Consider the following 23,589-nt stretch of genomic DNA (forward strand, 5'->3'; position numbering starts at 1 on the left):
TTTTGGGATATGTGTTGCAGCAATTTTGAAAACAGAGAGCAAATACCCGGCGAAAAACCAGAGTCATTTGATATAACGGCCATAAAAGGTATGCGTTTTTTTGACCCGCATGTACATATGACATCCCGTACAACTGATGACTACCAGGCTATGGCTGATGCGGGCGTGGTTGGGCTGATAGAACCGGCTTTCTGGCTGGGACAGCCCCGGACGGGCATTGACAGCTTTCGCGATTATTACAGCAGCCTGGTTGGCTGGGAAAGATTTCGCTCATCGCAGTTTGGCATTAAACATTATTGCACCATAGGGCTTAACTCCCGCGAGGCAAACAATGAAAGCCTTGCAGAACAAGTGATGGAAATACTTCCGCTGTTTGCTTATAAAGAGGGTGTTGTGGGTATCGGTGAAATAGGTTTCGACGATCAAACTGCGGCTGAAGAAAAATATTACCGCTTGCAACTGGAGCTGGCCAGGGAAGCCGGCCTGCCGGTACAAGTCCACACGCCGCACCGAGACAAGAAAAACGGCACACGCCGTAGTATGGACATCGCGATAGAACATGGCATCGATCCTTATAAGGTCATCATTGATCATAACAACGAAGAGACCGTTAAAGAGGTCCTTGACCGGGGTTTTTGGGCCGCATTCACGATTTATCCCTTCACCAAAATGGGTAATGAGCGCATGGTTGAAATCGCCAGGCAATATGGTCCGGAGCGGATCATGGTCAATTCGGCTGCTGATTGGGGCATCAGTGATCCCCTGGCTGTGCCAAAAACCGCTGCACTGATGAAAATACGCGGCATCAGTGACAAAGATATCCAATTGATCACCTACGGTAACGCGGTTACCGCTTTTGCCCAAAGCGGACAGCTCGATGAAACTGATTTCGCGGCGGTGAGGAACGTTGATCAAAGCGTAAAATTTGAAGGTAACAGTATATTGCGCGGCGGCCAGCAACCGAGAATCGATAAATCATCCATCATTATTAGCTAATCGTGATTTTGAGGAAACTGCACATTTATCTTCAGCTCATGCGGCCCGCAAATATTGTTACTTCGATCGCAGATATTCTGGCGGGGATCGCTATTGCCAGTGCCCCAGGTAGTTTAGTGGAAAGAATCTGGCCGGCCGCCCTCCTGCTTTGCCTTTCCACAGCTTGTCTCTACGGCGGCGGTATTGTTTTTAATGATATTTTCGATGTGGAGACTGATAAGATTGAACGGCCTGAAAGGGCCATACCCTCAGGCAGGGTTAGTTTACCGGAAGCTTCAATGCTCGGGACGTTGTTGTTAAGTGCAGGTATCCTATTGGCGTTTCTCGTTTCGGCGGCATCGGGTATGCTCGCGGCAGCTATCGCGCTCTGTGCACTGCTCTACGACAAGTTTGGCAAACATCATCCCTTTTTCGGGCCGCTTAATATGGGGATGTGCCGGGGATTAAACCTGCTGCTGGGAGTCAGCATAATACCGGATGCGCTCAACCATTGGTCAATGTTAGCATTAGTGCCTGTGGTTTACATATTCTCGATTACCCTGACCAGTCGTGGCGAAGTTCATGGGGGCAAAAAGAGCAACTTGTATATAGCGGCATTTTTGTATGCTGTGGTCATTGCCTTTATCAGTTACTTTTCGTACGTTAATAACCGGCTGCTATGGTCACTGCTGTTCATCTTACCCTTTACCTGGATGATATTCAAACCGCTGTTCACAGCCATAAGAGAACCAATCGGCAAAAATATTGGTAATGCCGTGAAGGCCGGGGTGATCTCCCTGATATTGATGGACGCTTCGTGGTCTGCCACATTCAGCTCACTTACATTCGCCCTGATGATCGCCTGTCTCTTACCGCTCTCGATGTGGCTGTCGAAAACCTTTGCAGTCACCTAATTAATTTCAATAACAATAAATCTTCCCCGATGGAACATTTGCAACAGAACTTCAGCGTAAAATATAGTTATAACGTCTTTTTTACTTCGGCTTTATTCGCAAAGGATAATTCCCTTCTGAACGGTTTTCTGACAAACGCTGCTACTTCAGGCGCGTTAAGGAAGATCCTTTTTGTGGTCGATCAGGGGGTTGCCGATGCCCATGGGCATTTATGCTCTGATATCAGTTCTTATTTTCAGGCGCATACTGCTGTTCATCTGGTGCCCGAGATCTTGCTGATACCCGGCGGCGAGTACGTAAAAAATGATGAACGCTATTTTGATATGATTCTCGATGCGGTAAATAATTACGGTATAGACCGGCATTCATACATCGCAGCAATTGGTGGCGGGGCCGTATTGGATATGGCAGGTTACGCCGCTGCTGTAGCCCACCGGGGAGTAAAACTTATCCGCATACCAACAACTGTGCTGTCTCAGAACGATTCAGGGATCGGGGTGAAGAACAGCATCAATTATTTCGGGAAAAAGAATTTCCTGGGCACATTCGCCCCCCTGCCGCTGTTTTTAATGATGACCAGTTTTTGACCACGCTGACCGACCGTGATTGGCGATCCGGAATATCCGAAGCTATCAAAGTTGCCTTGATCAAAGACCCTGTTTTTTTCAACTGGATAGAACAGAACGCACCCGCCCTCGTGAGCCGCGACGCGGCAGCAATGAATTACCTGATTTGGCGCTGCGCGCAGCTGCACATGCAGCACATTGCCGGCGCCGACCCCTTTGAAAGCGGCTCATCACGCCCTTTGGATTTCGGGCATTGGAGCGCGCACAAACTGGAATATCTTAGCGGTTTCGATATCCGACATGGTGAAGCAGTAGCCATGGGGATAGCCCTGGACACGGTTTATTCCTGCCTTTGCGGCCGTTTAACCGCTGCGGACAGTGAGCGCGTGGTAAGCCTGATCCAAAACTTAGGCTTTGAAATCAGCCACGGGCTCTTAAGGATCAGCGGAGATGACAGCCCGTTATTGCAGGGCCTGGAGGAGTTTCGTGAACATTTGGGCGGGGAGCTCACCATTACGTTACTCAATGCTATAGGCGAAGGTGCCGAGGTGAATGAAATTGATACCGAGCTTTTGAAACAAGCGAGTATTGAACTATACAACCGGCAATTCGAACTTCAGCAAACGCAAATTTAAACAATACAAACATCTGCCCTCATGAAAATAAATGCAGCGCACCTGACCTATTGTACCAATATCCATCCCGCGGAGAACTGGCCGGAAACTTTCGGGGCCCTGAAAAACCATTTCCCGGCAATCAGGGCTGCCCTTGCGGGGAAGGAACAAATGGGTATTGGCCTGCGCCTTTCTAATATGGCCAGCCTGGGTTTGCTGGCAGAGGAAGATAACTTAGCGGAGTTTAAACAATGGCTGTCTGATCATGATGCTTATGTTTTCACGATGAACGGTTTCCCCTATGGCGGTTTCCATAACACCGTAGTTAAGGACGAAGTGCATGCGCCGGATTGGACAACAGTTGAGCGCTTGGATTATACCTTACGCCTGTTTCATATATTGGGCGAATTACTTCCTGAAGGTTTGCAGGGAGGGATTTCAACCTCTCCCTTAAGCTATAAACCATGGCATGCGGCCGGTGAGGCCAGGAACAACGCAAGGGCAATCGCCACGGAGAATATTTTAACAGTGATGGCTGCACTTTTTAAAATACACCGCTCGGCCGGGGTCCTGATGCACCTGGATATCGAACCCGAGCCGGATGGGTTCCTGGAATCAGGCCGGGAGTTTATAGATTGGTTTGAAAACGACTTGTTGCCGCGTGGTATTTTAGTGCTGGGAGAACAGTTTGGCCTGTCTCCGGCTGATGCAGAAGAAGCTGTCAAACAACACATTAACCTATGCTATGACGTTTGCCATTTTGCTATCGGCTATGAGGAACATGAGTGCGTCATTGATGAACTGGCCGCGAAAGGTATCCAGGTAGGCAAGATACAAATCAGTGCTGCCTTGAAGGCCCATCTTCCGGTGGATTTGGCAATGAGGGACGAGGTGACCGACGCGCTTGCCAGATTCAACGAGCCAACCTATCTGCACCAGGTGATCGCGAAAACCGCAAATGGAGAATTGATCCGTTATCCGGATTTACCGGAAGCCCTGGCAGATGGTCGGAACCCGGCAGTCAATGAATGGCGCGCGCATTTCCATGTGCCTGTCTTTGTAGAGGATATGGGTGTTGTTCAGTCAACACAAAACGATATTGTCAGGGTGCTCAACAAATTCAGGAACGCTGCTTTTACACAACACCTGGAAGTGGAAACATATACCTGGAGTGTATTACCTGATGAGCTGAAGGCCCCCTAACACAATCGATCATCCGGGAATTAGATTGGGTTAAAGCGCAGATATCATAAGAAAGAAGACAATTATGAATAAAACGGTAGTTATCGATGTAGTGGGTTTATCCACGTCTCTGATCGGCGAGCATACGCCATTTCTTAAATCTTACATCAAAGACAGACATTTGACGCATATAACGCCTGTATTACCTGCTGTTACCACCGCCATGCAGTCCGCCTACGTCACCGGCAAATTTCCTGTTGACAATGGCATTGTAGGTAATGGGTGGTATGACCGCGCGGATTGTGAAGTAAAATTCTGGAAGCAGTCAAACAAACTCGTTGAAGGACAGAAAATATGGGAAAAGGCCAAGAGCGAAGATCCATCTTTCACGAGCTCGATAATGTTTTGGTGGTACAATATGTACTCCTCGGCGGATTACTCCGTGACGCCCAGGCCAAATTACCTTGCCGACGGACGAAAAATACCGGATTGTTACTCGGAGCCTGCCGACCTGCGTGACCACCTTCAGGCGAAGTTGGGGCAGTTTCCGCTTTTTCAGTTTTGGGGGCCCGGCGCCAATATCAAATCAAGCCGTTGGATAGCTGACGCTGCAATGGAAATAGATACGATGCATGACCCGACGCTAACACTGATATACCTGCCTCATCTGGACTATTGCCTGCAAAAATTCGGTCCGGATTTACCAATTATTGCCAAAGACCTGAATGATATTGATAAAATTATCGAAGATCTGGTTTCGTTTTACAGGAAAAAAGATGCCGAGATCATTATCCTTTCCGAATATGGTATCTCCCCGGTGGACCGCCCGGTTCATTTAAACCGGGTATTGAGGCAAAACGGCTTGTTAGGCATCAGGATTGAGCGTGGACTGGAGATACTTGACCCTGGCGCTTCAAAAGCCTTTTCGGTAGCTGATCACCAATTGGCACATGTCTACATCAACGATGCGAGCGTAACGGCAAAGGTCAAAGCGCTGCTTGAAGCCGTACCTGGTGTTGAAAGGGTGCTTACCCGGGAAGAGCAGGCCACGTATCACATCGATCATCCCCGGGCCGGAGACCTCGTCCTTATTGCTGATGAGAGAAGTTGGTTCACTTATTATTTTTGGCTGGATGATGCGCTTGCCCCGGATTACGCGCGCGTAGTTGACATCCACAAAAAACCGGGTTATGATCCTGTTGAGATGTTTATGAGTTCAAAGCTCCGCGCCGGCTACAAATTGCTTCGCAAAAAGGCGGGTTTCAGGTATGTAATGGATGTCATTCCACTGGATGCCGCCCTGATTAAAGGCTCTCATGGCCGGGTGGATGTACCGTCAGAATATCAGCCGGTGATCATTACCGATAACCCATTGGAAAAACAGGACCTGATAGCGACCGACATTCATGATATCATCTGGAGGCACCTGAAAAATTGATTAGCTAAGCTGGCCTTGTATACTGATTGCCGGTTGTTCAAATGATCATCCTGCCATAGTATATGATCCTTCTTATTAACTATTCAATATTACAAAAGCAGTTATTCAAAATTCCACCATGCAGACTGTTTGAGGGGATTGCCTAAAGTGTAAGGCTCCCCAATACGCGGAACGTTTAGTTCGACACCCAACTCCTTTGCTGCAGACACAAGCCTCTTTATCGGTTCGTTCCAGGGCTGGTTAGCTTCAATAAACTTAGCCCAGTGAATAGGCTGTAACAAACGGGCATGCAGGTCAGCAGCAGCCTGTGCGGGTTGCCCTAACCACAGGTGCGTCCATGGCCAATTGGGGCTATACTGCCCGCATTCCAAAAACGCCAGATCAAATGGCCCAAATTGCTGGCCTATTTGTTTAAAATGCGGACCGTACCCGCTATCGCCACTGTAAAACAGCCTATAATTGCCAATCTGAAAAACGTAAGAGGCCCATAATGTTTTATTCTCATTCTTATAAGTACGATTGCTGCGATGTTGGGCTGGGGTGGCGGTAATCCGAATACCACCGGACAACGTAATCGATTGGTTCCAATTAAGTTCGATGATCTTTTTGGGGTCAAACCCCCAGTATACCAGATCAGCGCCTACTCCCATCGGCACAACAGCCATTTTAATACGGTTCTTTAATTTTTTCAAAGTCCGATAATCCAGATGATCGTAGTGATCATGAGAAATGATCAGCGCATCTATTTGAGGCATATCATCGGCGTGATAATGCTTTGTACCCGGGAATGCGGTAATCAATCCGGGCACCGGTCCGGCATGATTGCTAAAAACCGGATCAATGAGCATATTAAACTGCCCGCTTTTTATTAGTAAAGATGAATGTCCAAACCAAACGATCGTAGGTGCAGGAGCAGCTAATGAATTCAGATCGGTTTTAATCCAAGGAAGTGCGTGAGAAGGCCTGATGGTTTCAGGACGTTTGCTGAGAAAAAGAAATTTACGTTTGACCGTCGAATCGGAAAGTTCAGCCAAATTTATAAAAGCTCCATTTTTATAATTTGGTAAAGAATCCAACCGGGTAAGTTCTTCGCCATCCGGATTTTTACCCAGAGATTTAACTACGCCGCAACCACCGACCGTCAATAATAACAGTGCAGCCAACACAATTCCCAAACACGCTCTTTTCATGCAAATAAATGATGAATGTAACGGTAAAAAGCAACATTTATTTTATGAATGCGTTATCTGTCTTCCCGGCCACGGCCACAAAGGTGTATGGGTTGGATTCAGCGCAATTTGGTCAGAGAATCACATCCACAACTCATTTAGATCTATATTTGAAATATAATCCCCCTGGAAAATGATAACAAGGGCTCCCTGGCTGCCATATTCCCACAATTTGAGATGGCCGTTCCGAATTTTATTTCAAAAACACAGCAAAAAGAAGGATGTTAAGATCGGTAAGGTCCTGACGCGAGCCGGTCAATATATGCGAGCTACGTTGTTGGGCATCGACTGCATGGTGAAGTTTATAACGGGAGCACGGCAGACTCAGAAACGACTCCAATAAAACTTTACTCCACCTCAATCCAAACTAACCGGATCCCCAGGAACTTCTAATCTTCCCGATTTTTAATTACAAGGTTATCTACGCTGAGATTACCGACATGGAGGTTTCTGATTACAGCTTTTTTAACCATGATTCGGCTAATCACCAATGCGCCTATAGCAATCGCACCTATAGCCATAGATCCCAATGCTAACACAGCAATTGCTGATGCCCCGGTTGCAGAAGCTCCGGTTACCCCGACACAGTTTGTTTTGCCCGTTTCTTTTTCAAAAAGTTTCATATGATTTTCAATAAAGTCTATCAACTACGTAACACCACTTGCCTATAATCATTTGTAATTTCCAATTCACCGGACGGTTATTATTTAGTTGCGGAATAGCCAGACTATGCCATCCGCTACCGGATCATGTGAAAATATTTCTCCCTGTTTTCAAATAGCACCCAGATGAGCACCGCCCAAAGCACAAGCACCACCGGTATTCCCGAAGATAAAGAAATAACAGTTAACAATATGCCAACCATAACGGGAAAAATGATCACCGCGCCTAAAGCCCTGAAACGGGGAATAATCACCAGGATCCCCCCGATAATTTCGGCAATGCCGATGAGGGGCATCAGCCATTTAATCTGCATAATTGCACCAAACATGGCCATGGCATTTGGCGGCATGTCTTTAGGTACAGGCATGTAATTTAAAAACTTGTTCAGGCCAGCATTGATAAACATCAGCCCGAATAACAGGCATGCAATAAATAAGATTTTCTTTTTCATTATAGAATTATGTTGATAATGCTTGCAATCCAAAGACTTTTCATCGCCATGGCGGCATCACCCGCGCCGCGAAAAATTCCGTTGATCAGAAACAACAGGATAATAATAAGGATGCTGCCCAGCATGATCCGGGTAAAAATAGCTCCGTCCCTCACCACTTCTTCGCTTGCTCCCATTAGCTTTAAGATCTCAGGTGCATATAAAACACCAGCCATGCTTACTATTATAGTTGTAATCAGGCAAATTACCAGCGCCTGGGCTCCTGCATGTGCCGCGGCTTCCGGTTTCTTTTCACCAATCCTTCGCGCTACGATTGCCGTGGCCGCGGTGCTTAAGCCAATAGCGATGGAATAGACAATGGTGATCACCGACTCCGTTAAACCTACCGTGGCTATAGCGTTTTGCCCAAGTTTACCTACAAAGAACATATCTACCACCGCAAAAACGCTTTCCAGGCTTAATTCCAGAATCATTGGGATAGCCAGTAAAAAGATGGCTTTCGGGATACTCCCTTGCGTATAATCCTGTTGCTCGCCATTAAGGGAAAGCTTAATGGCGTTCCAGAGCTTTGAGCTTGTGATTTGTATTGTACTCATTGTTATTTGCTTGTTTAAAAATCCTGTACGGTTGCCGGTTTACTTTGTTGTTTTTCGTAACTCGATCCGTATTGATTATAAACTTAATCAACGATACAAAGATGGGATACACGCCGGTGTTTTGCAGTGTGCAAAAGCGACAATCCCGGGGGTAATTCGCGACAAGATTACTTCGGTTACACGACAGCCTCGCTTATAATTTCCACGTAACCTGCGGTTCCATGCACGCGTATGCGTTGACCGTCTTTAATCAGTTTGGTTGCATTTTCCACGCCAACAACCGCCGGCAAACCGTACTCACGGGCTATTACCGCGCCATGTGTCATTAGTCCGCCAACTTCTGTAACAAGTCCTTTGATGGCTAAGAATAAAGGCGTCCAGCTTGGGTCGGTAAAGGTTGTAACCAGGATATCGCCATCTTCCAGATCAGCACCTTCTACGTTCAGCACCATGCGTGCGCGCCCTTCAACTATGCCGGAAGAAACAGCGAGACCGGCCAGAGCCCCTACCGGGATATTCTCACGGCTGTAATGACCGGTTATCACCTCACCTTCAGAAGTAATAACTCGTGGCGGTGTCAGCTTTTCATAAAATTGATAATCCGTTTTGCGCTGGTCAATAAGCTGGTAATCTACTTTTCCGGTACGCACCACCTCATGCAACTCTTCAAAATAAAGATAATAGCTATCTTTTTCATCACGAAGCACACCGGCTTTTACGAGGCGTTCGGCTTCCTGAAGCAAAGTCTGCTTGTAGATAAAGTACCTGCTCACGATATCGTATTTCGGATATTCGCGGTAGCCGATAAAATTCCGCAACAGGTCAATCATCTGCTTCGTTTCCCGGGTTTTTTCTTCACCATCGTTCAATTGTTTCAGGCGCAACATTAAGTCTTGTTCTTTTTCTAAGGCTGCCTGCTTCCCCTGCTCAAATCTTCGGGTACTCTCTCCCAGTTCAAGGTTTTTGATATTGCTCAAGATCATCGGAACCAGCGCAGCTGGATTTTCCCTCCATCGTGTACGGGTAATATCGATCTCGCCGGCGCAACGCATGCCATATTTGTTAAAATAAGCAATGAAAGCGTCGTGTACTTGCGATCCGCCCTCCAACTGGCATAACCCATTCAATAAATTATTCTGTTTTGCCCCTTGCAGATAGGCGATGACCTCCGGATAGGGACGAATCGCATCCGCCAGGTCCAAAAGTTCAAGGCCCATTTCTGAGGTAATGTTGTTTGGAACAGAAAGCGACAGAACATCTGCTGCGTTGATTTCACCAAGCCACTCTTTCATCTTGTCATTGATCCAGGCCGATGCATGGATGGCCGCCATGATCACGTTCAGATTTTTCTTTTCTAAAGACAGCTGCCTCCGTTGCTGCATATCGTCCAGGATGTAATCAAATACATCGGGTCCTGTTTTTGCCCGGATGTTATCTTTCAATGCTGATACCGACCTTTCGCTGCTGCTGATGAGATCGGCCACAATCCCGGCATCGGCTCCCGCTTCCGCAAGTATATCCGCCGCCGACATCCCGTGATGACCTTTAACCTGTCCGGGAATATTGGCTCCAGGGTCCTCTTTTACAAAGTTTCGATCGATTACAGTCATCAGGGCATCTTTTATGAGTGGATCTGAATGCCCCAATACATTTAAAAGATTCTCCCTGCCTGCCGGCGAAGCCAGCCCCTTCGAGATATCAACAAATAACCTTCCGCCAGCCATTTTGAATATCGCGCGGTTTCCGGTTAACATCCAAACGGATATGCCGAGTGGTTTAAATGCGTCAGTCATCATTTGTTGATGTCCTACAGATACATAAACCCGGTTCTCCAAGTCGTCTGCCGCTGGCACAGGATATAATGTGGTGATTGGCCGGCTTTGTACAACATAGAATTTATCGTCACTTAAACACCATTCAATATCCTGGGGATGGCCGAAATGTGCCTCGATCATCCTGCCGGTTTGTTCGAGTTGTAAAATTTGCTCGTCAGTTAGCGCTTGCTTATTTTGTTGCTCCGGCCCTATCTCTTTTTGCTCAGTACCGCCATTTTTAATGATCTCAATAGCAATCCTTTTCTCTGAAATCTTCTTTTCAATAATTCTTGAAGCACGGACCTGGTAATTATCGGCGTTAACCAAACCAGAAACCAGTGCTTCCCCCAAGCCGAAGCTCGCATCTATCGAGCTCACTTTCCTGTTACCAGTAACAGGATGGGCCGTAAATAGCACGCCGGCTACCTTTGCAACTACCATTTGCTGTATAATAACAGCCAGGTAAACCTTGCGGTGGTCAAAGCCATTCTGAAGCCGGTAGATGATGGCACGTTCTGTAAAAAGAGATGCCCAACATTTGCTGATATGTTTTAAAATAGCGGTTTCGCCGATAACGTTCAGGTAGGTATCCTGTTGTCCGGCGAACGACGCGGTGGCTAAGTCCTCCGCTGTCGCACTTGAACGAACGGCGTAAGCATAATCACCACCATATTGGTCCATACGCGCAACGATCTGGCTTTTCAGTTCCAGAGAAAGAGCTATCGATTCTATCAGTGTTCTGATCTTTTTGCTTATTTCATGGATCTCGTTCCTTTGGTTTTCGGTTAGCAATGCTAACTGCTCCTGCAGTGAGTTAAACTCCTGATCGTTCCCAACAGTTTCTTTAAAAGCTTCTGTAGTTATACAAAAACCGTCAGGCACATTAAGCGCCTTAATCGTGTATAATTCTGCCAGATTTGCCCCCTTGCCCCCGCCGATTAACCTATTAAACGTTTTATCGGCCTTTTTTAAATCAACAATGTATAAACTTCTGTTTTTCATTATACTTTACTTGTCTTTAAACTGATTGACCGTTTCACTCATAATTGCAATCGATCCTTCCAAAAATTTTTCGATGATTTTTAAATCTTCTTCAGCGAAAGAACCGATCAATTGCTCCGAATGGCTGCGATAATCCTTGTAAAGCGGGGCCAGAAGCTGCATTATCTTTTCAGTATCCGGCACAACCAGTACTTTTCGCCTGTCCGTTTTCGCAAACTCTCTCTTGGCCAGGTCTTTTTTCTCAAACCTGTCAATCAAACCTGTAACAGCGCCGCTGGTAAGCCCGGTTACTTCCATAAGCTCGCCGGCTGTCATGGCCCCTTTCACCAGGAAAAAGCCCAGGTATTTCTGATCGGTACCTGATAGCCCGGCTTTTCGCGCAATATTCTCATGCATTTGAATGGATGTATAAGCATACAACTGGCTTAGTTTCCTTATCCGGGTAATAGCTTCGCTTTTCACAATATCTTTGTAACTTTAATTATCTTAGTTACAAAGATAATTTCATTTTGTTACTTGAAAGAAGTAATTTAGAAATCGGTGAATATAATTACGTTGTTTCGCGTCCCGACTTTGACGAATATGTCAATGGTATACTGATCATTGAAAGCAAAACCCTCGGTGCTTATTTTATTTCGCCGCTTTATGCCAACGGCTGCCCTATAGTGGTGTTTCAAACGGCATTAGGAAAGCGTTATCCTAATTGCCTTTTTCGTGCGCCCACATATCATCCAAAGCTTATTTGGTGTAAGTACCTGTGAATTAACTGATCGCTATCTCGATTTAAGCGAGATCTCACATTTTCATCGCCATATTATTGATACTAAGTTTTTTTAATTGAACCAGGGTCACTTTCCCTTTTCCTTCCGTAATGTGGTAAAACTGATTTACTTTCAAATTACGAAATCGTTGAACGCTATGGCTGCCAGCCCATGTTATTTCAAGCTCTTCGATAAGCCCGGCATGCCCTACACCTATTTCCGCCTGTATGGGTGATGAACCAAAACTGCCACCCGAATTTAAGTCGCGGTAAACACTTTTTTAACACCATTGTCAACAAATGTTATTTTTAACCGACTGCCAATGGCAGCTTTATTACTTTTTATCCCTTCTGCCTTTATATTTATCCAGTTGTTATCATTTTGACCAGGGTTTACATACAAGGCGCTGGTATAGGCATCGCCGGCGTAAGCCCCGCCCATTTCAATGAATATATCCTGTAAGCCACGGTTCCTGAAATCTGCAAACGCTACACCGTGACCTTTTTGCAGGTTTCCCGTTCCGGAGACGCCTGTAACGTCCTCAAACCGCTGTCCGTCTACGTTCCTGAACATTTTATTGGGTATAATAGAGCCAAAATCGGGGTTGCCTGTGCCAAAATACAAGTCGGGAAAGCCGTCATTATCAATATCACCAAAGTTTGCGCCCATGCTGAACACTACTTTATCAAGGCCCGTTTGTTTGGTAACATCGGTGAAAGTGCCGTTATGGTTATTTTTATACAGGTAAATGTTTCCCGCATTGGGTATGGGTTTTCCGAGCGCTTCGGCAGCCGAATAATATCCCAGCGGAGCCTCGAATTTGTAATCTGCAATCAGGATATCCTGCCAGCCATCATTGTTGTAATCAAAAAACCAGGTAGTAAAAGTACTGTTGCTGTTTGCCAGGATCCCCGATTGCTTTGTAACGTCTTCAAAGTCGGGGGTATTTTCGCTGTTACCTTTATTTTTTAACAGATATTTGCGCCCGTCCATTGTCGAAATAAAAACATCCGGCCATCCGTCATGGTTAAAATCTGCCGATGTAACCCCTTTTACATACGACATTACATCGCAATGCGCTTTATGGCCAACTTCAGCAAAGCTACCGTTCCGGTTATTTATATAAAGCATGCTCCGGTGGATATTGACGCTGTCGCCGTTGTTAAAACCCTCCGCACCTATAAAAACATCGAGCCATCCATCATTGTTAAAATCAGCCCAGACTGCCGCCTGTGTAGGGTGATAAAAAAGTGGCCCGGCGGGTATCGTCACATCCGTGAATGTGCCATCGCCATTGTTGCGCAGCAGTGAGGCAGGCTGGTTACCAAAACCGTTCTTTTTCCAGGCACCCCGCAGTACAAAAATGTCCATCTTCCCATCGTTGTTGTAATCAGTTTGCTGAATATTCAGCCCACCGGTAAACTTCCGCAACCCGCTTGTTTCAGACTTGTCAATAAATGTTCCGTCCTGGTTATTTTGAAAATAATGCATGTGATCATCAAGTTCCGTTCCCGAGGTTACTATATCAAGGTAACCGTCGTTATTGAAATCATCCGCTATAACGCCACCCGCCCTGCTTTTCAATTTAATACCAACATCGGTAGCCATATCGGTAAACGGCTTTATTTTTGTCGCGGATGTTTTATTGAGATCTGGAATTAAAAACGGCTTAGGCACACTATCGGGGTAATGCCCCAGTGTCATGTAAGCGATATTGAGCATCCAGCGGGATTCCAGGTCAGCCGGATGCTTCTTCAAAATGCTTTCATAAACTGCAATAGCATGTCGCGAACCGGTTTGATTTACATGAATCGCGTTATCCCTTATTGGGTAGGTACATGACATCCGGTTGTGGTTCAACATACAATTAGTTCGCTCGCCTAACCTCATGTAGGCCAGTGCCATATCCGGTTCAAATAAATCACGTTTTGAGCTATCGGTCCCCCTCACCATCTTTTCGTAGATGGCAACAGCCTGTGTTCTCGTCACCGGTTTCCAATAAAAGCTTAGCCTTGGTATTTAAAAGATAAAAATCATTTTCCCTGCCCGGCAGTTTAAGTAAGCTATCGCACTGCGCCACTTTCGCTTCGGGACAAAACGGATTGCGGCTGTTGTAATCCTTTTGGTTCAGACCGGAAATGATCCGGATCATTTTACTCTCCGATGAATCGCGGCATGAGATAACAAATGACATGGCCGGTATCAAAAGCAAAAATTTTGCATAAATATTTAACGACGTTTTTCCACGGGCCAAATTCAAAGCAAAATTGATAATTACATTCTTCGGCATTCCTTCTGTAAAATTAGCTACGCATTATTTTCTCTTAAGATCCCGATCAATATTGAAGGTGTTACATTTTGAATACCACAAGCGGATTATTAAAGCTTAATTTCCCTACATCGGCCATCGTTAGATACAATCTTAACTTTCTGTACGTCCGGGCTTATTTTCAGAAACCTTGCCGATTGTGATAAAAAAGACGAGCCGTAATAAAACTCCTGCTTGGTAACCGAACCGTCTTTTGCAGATACTTCCGCATACGCGTCCTGCGGCTCAATTTTGATAGTTTTAGCCGGTATGTTAAGCTTTAATAACTTCAAACTGCCGTTATGCTCACTGGCAGCGAGGTAATACCGGTTATCTTTCCCCTTAAGTTTTACCAGGGCTTTTCCATCGCCGGGAAAACAGATCCCGCTTTGCAAAATCGTCAATGGCTTAAATCCTCCTTTGCCATCGCCTTTTAAAAGCAATCCGTTTAAGGCATCGTACCGGCCTACCGAAACATTTGTGCCGTAATAATTCCCGTTTATGGCTAAGTCTAAATTGCCATCACCGTCAAAGTCATCCACTACCATTCCGTTAATGGCAGAAACCTGCGCATAGTTTGGCAGAGGGTACATTTTAAATGTCCCGTTTCCTAAATTTTCGAGATAGCATGAAGTAAGCGTATTGGCTTTTAACCGCAAGGCATTTTTCAGTTGTTCGGGCGATAACAAATCCTGCAACGTTGCGTGTCCAAAAGAGCGGTAATTCACAAACTTTTTTCGGAGACTGATCATTTGCTTGATAGCATCGTCACGAACAAAAGATGGAAATTCACGTTTCACCCCGTCAGTGTCGGGGAGGAATAGGGATGGAAAGGCATCGGTGGTTTTACGTTTATCAAAATCGCCTGCCGTGATATATACGGGTTCTTTATCGCTGGCCTTGAAAAAACTATTCTTTCCCAGGTTGCCAACAATATAGTCTATCTTACCGCAATGCCTGAAATCGCCGGCCGCGATGGAATTCCACCAGCCGATCTTATCAGCAATACCCGATGCCGCTGTGGAGTTAACGAATTTGCCTCCAACGTTTTTGATAAACGTAATGGGCATCCATTCACCCGCTATAACAAGATCCGGCCAACCGTCATTATCATAATCTGTAACCAGGGCATCACAGGTTAACCCGAGGTTTTTCAAACAAGGCGCAACTGATGCCGTTGCATCTGTAAATTGCAACTTTCCAGGTTTACTGTCGTTACGTAAGATAAAACAGGATACGGGGTTGGGATAATGCCATGGATCAACCCGGCCGGTTACCAGCAAATCGAGCTTGCCATCTTTATTATAATCAAATGCCCTGACACATAGCTTACTTGTAAAATTACCGGGCAAGGCACCTTTTTGTTCGCTGAACCGCCCGCGGCCATCGTTAAGGTAGATGCGGTCTGCATAATTTTTTGAACCCGGCGCGCTTTCATATCCCCCGCTGGACATATACAGATCTGGTTTCCCATCGCCATCGGCATCAAAGAACAATAAACTTTCATCCTTATAATTTGCACTGTCCGGTTTTACATCAATTAAATTTCGCTGATTAAATTTACCGTTAGCCTGCTGCAGGAAAACCTGAGCGGGAAATTTCTTGTTACCACCGATAGCAATATCATCAAGCCCGTTGCCATCAACATCTTCGGCTGCAAGCGCCGGAGCATACGCCGAAAATTTGTGAGGCAATAATTTCTGAATGGTAAAATCCGGAAAATCATCCTCCTTGTGCCTGTAACTAATACCTGCCGTGCCTGTAACTTCAGTAAACAGTGCCCCCCTGTTTTTTTGGGGTATAACCCAACTATAAGCCTGACGCGCATCATTGATATTTACTTTCAGCGTTTGATTAGCGCTTACATTTTTTAATACCTGCTTATAATTATTCGGCCATCTCACTACTACAGAGTCGAGCTTATTGACTTTGCCGAGGCCAAAGTGCGCGACGTTTTGGATAGACGATAAATATCCACGATAAGGATTGTTCTCGTATACCTGGTGCTGCTTGCCTGCATAATAGATATCTACCCAGGCACCAATACCATCCCTGTTAAAGTTGTTGCCATTCAATTTTACCTGCAAGTAATTTGATGGTTTGGAGGTAAGTGCGCGGCTATTGTTTTTATAGATAAGAGCCTGGTCATTAATGTTATTGATCACCATATCCATTGCCCCGTCATTGTCCAGATCAGCATAAGCGGCACCGTTTGAAAAGGTCGGTAAATCCAATCCCCATTGGCTGGAAACATCACCAAAGTTTAGGTCGCCATTATTTTGAAAAGCATAATTATGGATCTTGACTGTAGGAATCTGGTCAATAACAGTTTTTTTTGAGGCTGTGGAATAAGGATTGTTTCGGTAAACGATAAAGTCATGATCAGTAACATCTTTCGGAAATCCATTGGTTACAATGATATCGCGATAACCATCATTGTTGAAATCCGTTATCAAAGGCGTCCAGCTCCAGTCGGTCTCTGTAACTCCGCTCAAGAACCCGGTTTCACTGAATACGGGGTTCTTGATAGAATCATTCTGCCCCAATCCCGGCCCCTGGTTTATCTGCAAGGTGTTACGTGCATATTGATATTGGTATGCATAATGATTAAATAACTCATACGACTGGTAGCTTTCCGGCATCGACATCATTTTTTTCCGGTAATTATCCGGTGGTGACATGTCCAGTTCAAATACATCGGCCAAACCATCGTTATTTAAATCTTCGATGTCCTGCCCCATCGAGTTCATAGAGGTGTGCTTAAAGTATTCTTTAGATCTATTGGTGAATATACCATCACCATTATTGATGTAGAGGATATTGGGCGATATAAAATCGTTGGTAACATAAATATCTTTCCACCCGTCTTTATTTATATCCACAATAGTTGCCGCGTGCCCATAGCCTTCAATGGATATACCGGCTTTTTTGGATACATCGCTAAACACCGGGTGTTTAAGTTGGGCATCCCATTTGCTTTCATACAACCTCCCTGTACTCTTACCGCTGCCGTCCGCAATTATCGGGCGAAACTGGTTTGCATAATAGCCGTCCCCAGGCCTATTAACGGTAAGATACATATCCAGCTTGCCATCGTTATTGTAATCAAAAAGGTTGCCATAGTAGAATATGCGTGTATATTAAGGCCATATTCTTTGCCTTCTTCCTTAAAGTGCGGTATCCCCTTTTATCTGTCCCCTGGTTTATGTAAAGCAAATTTTGCCTTTTGACGCTATCCTGTAGCAGCGAATTGCATACATAAATATCCTGAAGGCCATCATTATTAATATCGATAACAGCAACCCCTCTGCCCCATTTTCCTAAACCATTAACTCCGGCTTTATCTGTAATATCATCAAACTTAAAGTCGCCGCGATTTAGGTACAGCTTGTTTGATACCATGTTACCCGAAAAGTAAATATCCTGTAAGCCATCGTTATTGAAATCGCCTATGCCAACTCCGCCGCCGTTATAAACATTGGCATTATCAATCGGGTTGATTGAATCGTTCTCGGTAATTAAATTATTGAAAGTAACGCCCGAATGTGAAGACGGTATCAATTCGAACAGTGCTGTTTTCTTTTTAGCGCATGAAAAAAGAACAACACCAACGAGCAATAAAGCCGGGTAAAATTTCTTCATTTATAAATTGGTTTATATGGAAAAGATAGGCTGCTATGCGCAACCTATCTCTTTTAACAAATCCGAACTTTATACTTTTTAACTGCTATATAAGCAAGTTAAGTATTAATAGCCAGGGTTTTGATGTCCGTTTACCTTAGGGTTATTATCCAGCTCGGCCTGAGGAATTGGCAATAATTCATCCCGGCCTTTCTTGAAATAAGGGAAGGGATCGGTTGTAAAGTATTGCTTTTTCCTCCAGCGAAGAATGTCGATATTTCTTATTTCTTCGCAACCCATTTCTACCATTTTTTCGTGCATAATTGCTTTTACAACATCAGCTTTTGAGCCAACCGGATATTGTGCGGTTGGATAAGGCGGCATTGCAACATCTGCACGGGCCCGTATCATATTAAGATAATTAACTGCGGCGGCAGTATTACCCAACTCATTTTCACATTCGGCCAGCATCAATAAAACCTCGGCATAACGGATAATGCGTTGATTATTGCCGCCCGGGTGGAAACCCGCTGCCGGCAAACCTTCCTTGTAGATGATCATGAACTTACGAAAACTGATCTTTTTGGTTACGCCGTTCATCACTGACGAGTTGCCGTTCTGGTCGCCGTCTGTTAGCACCGACGCACCTTTATTATAAGTGTCGCCCGATTGATAACAGGTGTAGTGAAAACGGGGATCAGATTTGGCAGCACCTGTAGCCGTATTTTCAAACTCATTAATTAATTTATTTGAAGGAATAAGGTTTCTCCAGGCAATTGGGTTATACTCCTGGTTACGCACGGTAGATTGTGCTTCAGTAGGGCTATCACCGCCCCAGTTAAACCCGCCGTCACCTTTATCAACAAATACAATTTCAAAGATGGATTCGCTGTTGAATTCGGTCTCTTCTTCAAAGTTATCAAGATATCTGCTGGTAAGCGTATAGCCGTTTACTCCGGTTGTAGGAATTTTTAAGAGCGCAGCCTTTGCACCTGCATAGTCGCCGTTTTGCATCAGTACGCGGCCCAGCATGGCATTTGCTGCAGAGGCAGTCGCCCGTCCCTTGTCAGTACCTGATTTTTCAGGTAGAACGGCGGCCGCATCCTGAAGGTCCTTTATGATTAGTGAATAAACTTCAGATTCAGACGCGCGGGGTTGAAAATCGCTGGCAGTTTTAACGGGTGTCGTAAGAAGCGGCACTCCTCCCCATTGCGAAACCAGGTCAAAGTAAGCCCATGCACGCAAAAATTTAGCTTCGCCAACCAGTCTGTCGCGCAACGGTCCATTATCGGTTACAACTGGTCCGTTTTGAATAACTACATTCGCTCTGAATATTGCTGTGTACCAGGCATTCCACACCGAGTTCAATACTGAGTTGGCAGGGTCTGCATTGCCATTAAGCATCTGGCCCCTGGGCGCTTCGAGCTGTCCGCCGCCGCTTGCAACCTCATCGCTTCTGAGATCGTGAATAAAGAACCATTCCCTTGATACCAGCCCCAGCGAATGAATAGCAACATATATAGCATTCACGCCTTTGGTTAGCTGGTCGCTGGTTTTATAGTACTGATTGGTTGTTACGTTATTAGGGTCGCTGGTGTTGAGAGATCCCTTTTTACAGGAATTAACCGTAGCCGTTACTATGATAGCTGTAAGGGCCGACCACACGAATATTTTTTTATTTTTCATCGCTGTATCTTTTTAAATTAATCATTAAAAGGTTGCCTGCAAACCCAACTGAACTACTCTTGGCTGCGGATACTGGCCATAATCAATACCGTTGGTGAGGGTGCCGTTACGTGAGCCTATTTCGGGATCGAGACCTTTGTATTTTGTAAACGTCAAAAGGTTGGTTGAAGCCACATAAATCCGGAGCCTGTTAAGCGCGTTATCTGTTTTTGCCCTTAACCATGACGTGGGGAAATTATAGCCAAGCTGCATGTTTTTAATGCGGAGGTATGAGCCACTTTCAATCCATCTTGTTGAAGGCCTTTTGTTTCCGTTCGGGTCGCCGGAAAAGGCACGCGGAATATTTGTACCGGTATTTGTAGGCGTCCACGCGTTTAAAACATTCGTGCCCGCGTTGAAAAGCCTTGGCATACCTTCCAGGATAATCCTTTCGGCGTTAAATATTTTATTGCCGTAAACACCCTGGAAAAATACCACCACGTCGAAATTTTTATATGATGCGCTGTAGTTTAATGAATAGGTAAATTTGGGCAGATAGCTACCTATAAAGGTACGATCGGCATCATTGATAACACCATCATGGTTTACGTCCCTGAATTTGATATCACCCGGAGCCGCCCCTGTTTGCGTGGGTGAATTAGAAACCTCGGCCGCGTTTTGAAAAATTCCGTCAACAATAAGGCCGTAAAATGACTGTACCGGTTGCCCGACCACCGTATTGGTTAGAGGGTTACCGCCACCATAATCCGCATCGCCACCGGCGGTAATTGAGGCATTTGCAGTATTAAGCGTTAAAACCTTGTTTCTGTTCAAGGCAAAGGTTCCGTTAATATCGTATTTAAACTCGCCACTTGTTTTATGATAACCTAAAGTAACTTCAAAGCCGCGGTTCCGCATCGAACCTACGTTTGCTAAAGTACCGGCCCCGCCAAAGCCATAGCTGGGCGGTGTAGGTACTGTCAATAAGAGGTTATCGGTTTGCCTGTTATAAACCTCGGCAGATAGGGTAAACGCTTCCTGGAATAAACCCAGATCCAAACCGATATTTGTTTGCTTGGTTGTCTCCCATGACAGATCGAGGTTACTTAAACCACTGTAAAATGATGCATTTCCAAGATCGGCCAATGAACCGTTGAACGGATAGGTAGCAATATTAGATGATATAGGCTGCAGATAAGGATAGTTGCCCAGTACGGTACCATTAATACCCGTTACACCATAACCCGCCCTAAGCTTTAATGAAGATATTGATTTGATTCCCTTCATGAAATTTTCCTGGTCTACCTTCCAGCCTAATGACGCCGCAGGAAAGCTTTCGTGCTTGTGTCCCGGTGCAAATACAGATAAACCATCCCGTCGGATAGAACCAGATATCAAATATTTACCTTCAAAGTCGTACCCTACACGGGCTACCTCCGATACGAGGAGATTTGTACCATAAGTGTAATTAGTGTAAAGATTAGTCGCGCCATTTAGTGTTCTTACCGTGTTGGTATTTTGATTACCAGAAGATACCTGGTTATCGCCGCGCGAGCTCTGGGCCTCGTAAACTAAAACGGCGTTAACATGGTGCTTGTTGCCGAATGTTTTATCGAAGGTAAGCTGTTGAGAATACAGTTGAGTTGTGCTGGTGCTCCTACCGTAGTTAATAACTGCTGTTGTGGATTTTGAAGTACCACCGTCATCGTAAATAGGCGTGTAAGTATTGTTTTGATTGGTATTGTAGTCAATACCATAAATTGATTTAAAGTTAAGCCATGGGGTAAACTTAAGCGTTGCATAAGCGTTACCATGGATAGTGAAGCCGTGGTTGGTATTATCGATAAGTTTGGCAGCTTCAATTGGATTGGTAGGATCCGATCCGTCGAAGCTATTTTGCGGCCCCATAAACCCTCCTGCGTTGTTGGGATTGTAAATAGGCAGATACGGCTGCATCCTCACCACATTGGTAATAGCGGTACGGTTACCCGCGTCAACGCCATAGCGCTGATGGTTTTCAATAACGTTGAATGTTTCGCCAAATGAAAGGAACTTACTGATGGTATGATCGGAATTAGCACGGAAAGCCTTGTGGTAGGCACTTAGTCCCTGGGCAATACCCTGCTGATCGAAGTAATTGGCCGAGGTGTAAAATCGGGATACCGCATTGCCGCCGCTCAACGCCACATTATGCTGCTGTATTGGCGCGTTGCTTCTAAAATAAGCATCCTGCCAGTTAGTATTGGTTTGGGCAAAGGTTTGAGAACTACCTGCGTAAATCGGCTTATTAAAGTTATCTGGCTGCAGGCGCGGCGGTAAAGCTATTCCAGCAGACCCGTTAAGGGCGCGCTCGTATTGCAAGTATTGCTGGGTGTTAAGCAGGTCATATTTCTTGATAACGTTTTGTATACCGTAATATGAGTCGATAGTAACCTCCGTACGGCTATTATTGTTACCTTTTTTAGTGGTGATGATGATAACACCGTTGGTACCGCGCGAACCATAGATCGCAGCGGCGCTGGCATCCTTCAACACGTCGATACTTTGAATGTCTTTAATATCAACGCCCGTGAGGCTGCCCGGGTAACCATCAACAATATATAAAGGGTCGGATCCGAAATTTACAGAACTGATGCCGCGCAACGATATAATAGCCCCGGTTCCCGGACCGCCATTATTGGTAACAGTAAGACCAGAGATACGGCCTTGTAGCGCTTCGATACCACCAACAGGTACAGAGGCCAGGGTTTTCCCGCTAACTGATGAAACCGCCCCGGTAACTTTGGCACGTTTTTGCGATCCGTATCCAACTACAACTACTTCCTCCAGGTTCTTGGTATCTTTTTTCATTTGCACTTTTAGCTCAGTACCGTTGGTAACCGTGATCTCTTGCTGGGCAAAACCGATTAACTTGAACACGAGCACCGCTGAATTGCCGGGCACTGCTATTTTAAAATTACCGCCGGCGTCAGTTGTTACGCCTTGGGTTGTGCCTTTTATGGAAACCGCGACGCCGGGCAGGGGTTGGTTATCATCATCAGTAACTTTGCCCGAAACGTTGAATGCAGGCTTCATTTTCAAAGCGCCATTTTCATTAATGGTAATACCGTTCAATGAACCTGCCGAACCACGGTTATGCGCAATTGACACCGATGGCATTGCGAGCGCACATCCGGTTAAGATGAGCGTTGCATAACGCCACTTGTTATTATAAATTTTTTGTAAAGAATACTTCATGTTATTAAGGTTTTAAATTTTCGATTCGATTGGGAAAACGTTGGCCTGATTTGCGCTCAGCACAACATTTACCTGCATCGTTTAAGCTCATATGCCTAAAATTATCCTGGTGTCACCTTATGGTAACTACCAGATTTAAATGAACGACGAAACCTATCTGTTAGCTGTTCCGTACTTATCCAGGACCCGAAAATCTCTTTTTTGTCTTTCCATAATTTTTCTTGTTAGTTAATTGATTGATAATTGGTATGTCGGTGTTATTAGTTTTCAATTTCAAACGGTATCCCACGCCGAACCGGGCAGCAAACAACAAATGCCACGAATGCTCCATTATTGGTCAACATGTTTATAATTGGTAATCTGTACGTTGTAATGCCAACAGTACTAATTGTTACAGCCGGCAAAAAGCAGGTTGTAATAACAGGGGTAAAATTATCTTTCGTGGTTGGGCAGGTAGCGCAGTATTTATCTTAATCTTACAACATTTGTTTAAGCAAGTTCCCTATAACAGGGTTTCCTTTCAATGTTAAAACATTTTTCCGGCATGATATAT

The 23,589-nt window shown here is 45.2% G+C and carries 20 protein-coding genes; 7 read left to right on the top strand and 13 right to left on the bottom strand.

Annotated elements, in window-relative coordinates; all coding sequences use genetic code 11:
• Positions 1-9 precede the first annotated feature (9 nt).
• From ACRQ5D_RS24575 to ACRQ5D_RS24600, 6 genes are all read left to right on the top strand, one after another.
• Positions 10-996, top strand: a complete 987-nt coding sequence (locus ACRQ5D_RS24575; RefSeq protein ID WP_432326918.1) for a TatD family hydrolase — start codon at positions 10-12, stop codon at positions 994-996.
• A gap of 2 nt (positions 997-998) precedes the next feature.
• Entirely contained in the window at positions 999-1,889 is an 891-nt protein-coding gene (gene eboC, locus ACRQ5D_RS24580; protein ID WP_431200648.1) for a UbiA-like protein EboC, read from the top strand.
• A 29-nt stretch (positions 1,890-1,918) separates the two neighbouring features.
• Positions 1,919-2,476, top strand: a complete 558-nt coding sequence (locus ACRQ5D_RS24585) for a hypothetical protein (protein WP_431200649.1) — start codon at positions 1,919-1,921, stop codon at positions 2,474-2,476.
• Positions 2,473-3,090 carry a 3-dehydroquinate synthase family protein gene (locus ACRQ5D_RS24590; RefSeq protein ID WP_431200650.1) on the top strand — a complete coding sequence of 206 codons (618 nt, stop codon included), beginning with the start codon at positions 2,473-2,475 and terminating at the stop codon, positions 3,088-3,090. Before ACRQ5D_RS24585 ends, ACRQ5D_RS24590 begins: the two co-directional genes overlap by 4 nt.
• 21 nt (positions 3,091-3,111) lie before the next feature.
• Positions 3,112-4,272 (top strand): metabolite traffic protein EboE, encoded by a 1,161-nt coding sequence (gene eboE / locus ACRQ5D_RS24595; RefSeq protein ID WP_431200651.1) that lies wholly within the window; start codon positions 3,112-3,114, stop codon positions 4,270-4,272.
• A gap of 64 nt (positions 4,273-4,336) precedes the next feature.
• A complete protein-coding gene (locus tag ACRQ5D_RS24600) occupies positions 4,337-5,689 on the top strand; it encodes an alkaline phosphatase family protein (RefSeq protein ID WP_091164089.1) in 1,353 nt (450 codons plus the stop codon).
• Between the two features lie 101 nt (positions 5,690-5,790).
• Here ACRQ5D_RS24600 and ACRQ5D_RS24605 read toward each other — a convergent pair whose 3' ends face one another.
• From ACRQ5D_RS24605 to ACRQ5D_RS24630, 6 genes are all read right to left on the bottom strand, one after another.
• On the bottom strand, positions 5,791-6,879 hold the full coding sequence (locus ACRQ5D_RS24605; protein WP_091164087.1) for an MBL fold metallo-hydrolase: 1,089 nt from the start codon (positions 6,877-6,879) through the stop codon (positions 5,791-5,793).
• A 428-nt stretch (positions 6,880-7,307) separates the two neighbouring features.
• On the bottom strand, positions 7,308-7,541 hold the full coding sequence (locus ACRQ5D_RS24610) for a hypothetical protein (protein WP_090526116.1): 234 nt from the start codon (positions 7,539-7,541) through the stop codon (positions 7,308-7,310).
• 116 nt (positions 7,542-7,657) lie between these two features.
• Positions 7,658-8,032, bottom strand: a complete 375-nt coding sequence (locus ACRQ5D_RS24615; RefSeq protein ID WP_091164081.1) for a DoxX family membrane protein — start codon at positions 8,030-8,032, stop codon at positions 7,658-7,660.
• Positions 8,032-8,628, bottom strand: coding sequence for an MATE family efflux transporter (locus ACRQ5D_RS24620; RefSeq protein ID WP_431200652.1), 597 nt, complete (start codon positions 8,626-8,628; stop codon positions 8,032-8,034). Before ACRQ5D_RS24620 ends, ACRQ5D_RS24615 begins: the two co-directional genes overlap by 1 nt.
• Positions 8,629-8,804: 176 nt before the next feature.
• A complete protein-coding gene (ppsA, locus tag ACRQ5D_RS24625; protein WP_091164077.1) occupies positions 8,805-11,444 on the bottom strand; it encodes a phosphoenolpyruvate synthase in 2,640 nt (879 codons plus the stop codon).
• Between the two features lie 6 nt (positions 11,445-11,450).
• Positions 11,451-11,906 carry a MarR family winged helix-turn-helix transcriptional regulator gene (locus ACRQ5D_RS24630; protein ID WP_091164075.1) on the bottom strand — a complete coding sequence of 152 codons (456 nt, stop codon included), beginning with the start codon at positions 11,904-11,906 and terminating at the stop codon, positions 11,451-11,453.
• 47 nt (positions 11,907-11,953) lie between these two features.
• On the opposite strand from ACRQ5D_RS24630, the gene ACRQ5D_RS24635 reads away from it, so the two are divergent.
• Positions 11,954-12,205, top strand: coding sequence for a hypothetical protein (locus ACRQ5D_RS24635; RefSeq protein ID WP_091164073.1), 252 nt, complete (start codon positions 11,954-11,956; stop codon positions 12,203-12,205).
• 34 nt (positions 12,206-12,239) lie between these two features.
• Here ACRQ5D_RS24635 and ACRQ5D_RS24640 read toward each other — a convergent pair whose 3' ends face one another.
• The 7 genes from ACRQ5D_RS24640 to ACRQ5D_RS24670 all read right to left on the bottom strand — a co-directional run bounded on the left by ACRQ5D_RS24640 (position 12,240) and on the right by ACRQ5D_RS24670 (position 23,036).
• Positions 12,240-12,434 carry a hypothetical protein gene (locus tag ACRQ5D_RS24640; RefSeq protein ID WP_431200861.1) on the bottom strand — a complete coding sequence of 65 codons (195 nt, stop codon included), beginning with the start codon at positions 12,432-12,434 and terminating at the stop codon, positions 12,240-12,242.
• A gap of 29 nt (positions 12,435-12,463) precedes the next feature.
• Positions 12,464-14,194 carry an FG-GAP-like repeat-containing protein gene (locus ACRQ5D_RS24645; protein ID WP_432326923.1) on the bottom strand — a complete coding sequence of 577 codons (1,731 nt, stop codon included), beginning with the start codon at positions 14,192-14,194 and terminating at the stop codon, positions 12,464-12,466.
• Positions 14,139-14,495, bottom strand: a complete 357-nt coding sequence (locus ACRQ5D_RS24650; protein ID WP_432326925.1) for a hypothetical protein — start codon at positions 14,493-14,495, stop codon at positions 14,139-14,141. The genes ACRQ5D_RS24645 and ACRQ5D_RS24650 overlap by 56 nt, the downstream gene beginning before the upstream one ends.
• An 89-nt stretch (positions 14,496-14,584) precedes the next feature.
• Positions 14,585-17,593 (bottom strand): VCBS repeat-containing protein, encoded by a 3,009-nt coding sequence (locus ACRQ5D_RS24655; RefSeq protein WP_432326927.1) that lies wholly within the window; start codon positions 17,591-17,593, stop codon positions 14,585-14,587.
• Positions 17,594-17,618: 25 nt separating this feature from the next.
• Positions 17,619-18,155: an FG-GAP repeat domain-containing protein gene (locus tag ACRQ5D_RS24660; protein WP_431200660.1), complete on the bottom strand. Its 537-nt coding sequence runs from the start codon at positions 18,153-18,155 to the stop codon at positions 17,619-17,621.
• A 105-nt stretch (positions 18,156-18,260) separates the two neighbouring features.
• Entirely contained in the window at positions 18,261-19,820 is a 1,560-nt protein-coding gene (locus ACRQ5D_RS24665) for a RagB/SusD family nutrient uptake outer membrane protein (RefSeq protein ID WP_091164065.1), read from the bottom strand.
• 24 nt (positions 19,821-19,844) lie between these two features.
• On the bottom strand, positions 19,845-23,036 hold the full coding sequence (locus tag ACRQ5D_RS24670; protein ID WP_256337367.1) for a SusC/RagA family TonB-linked outer membrane protein: 3,192 nt from the start codon (positions 23,034-23,036) through the stop codon (positions 19,845-19,847).
• Between the last annotated feature and the right edge of the window lie 553 nt (positions 23,037-23,589).

This window comes from Mucilaginibacter sp. P25 (assembly GCF_050859465.1).
Classification (GTDB): Bacteria; Bacteroidota; Bacteroidia; order Sphingobacteriales; family Sphingobacteriaceae; genus Mucilaginibacter; species Mucilaginibacter gossypii.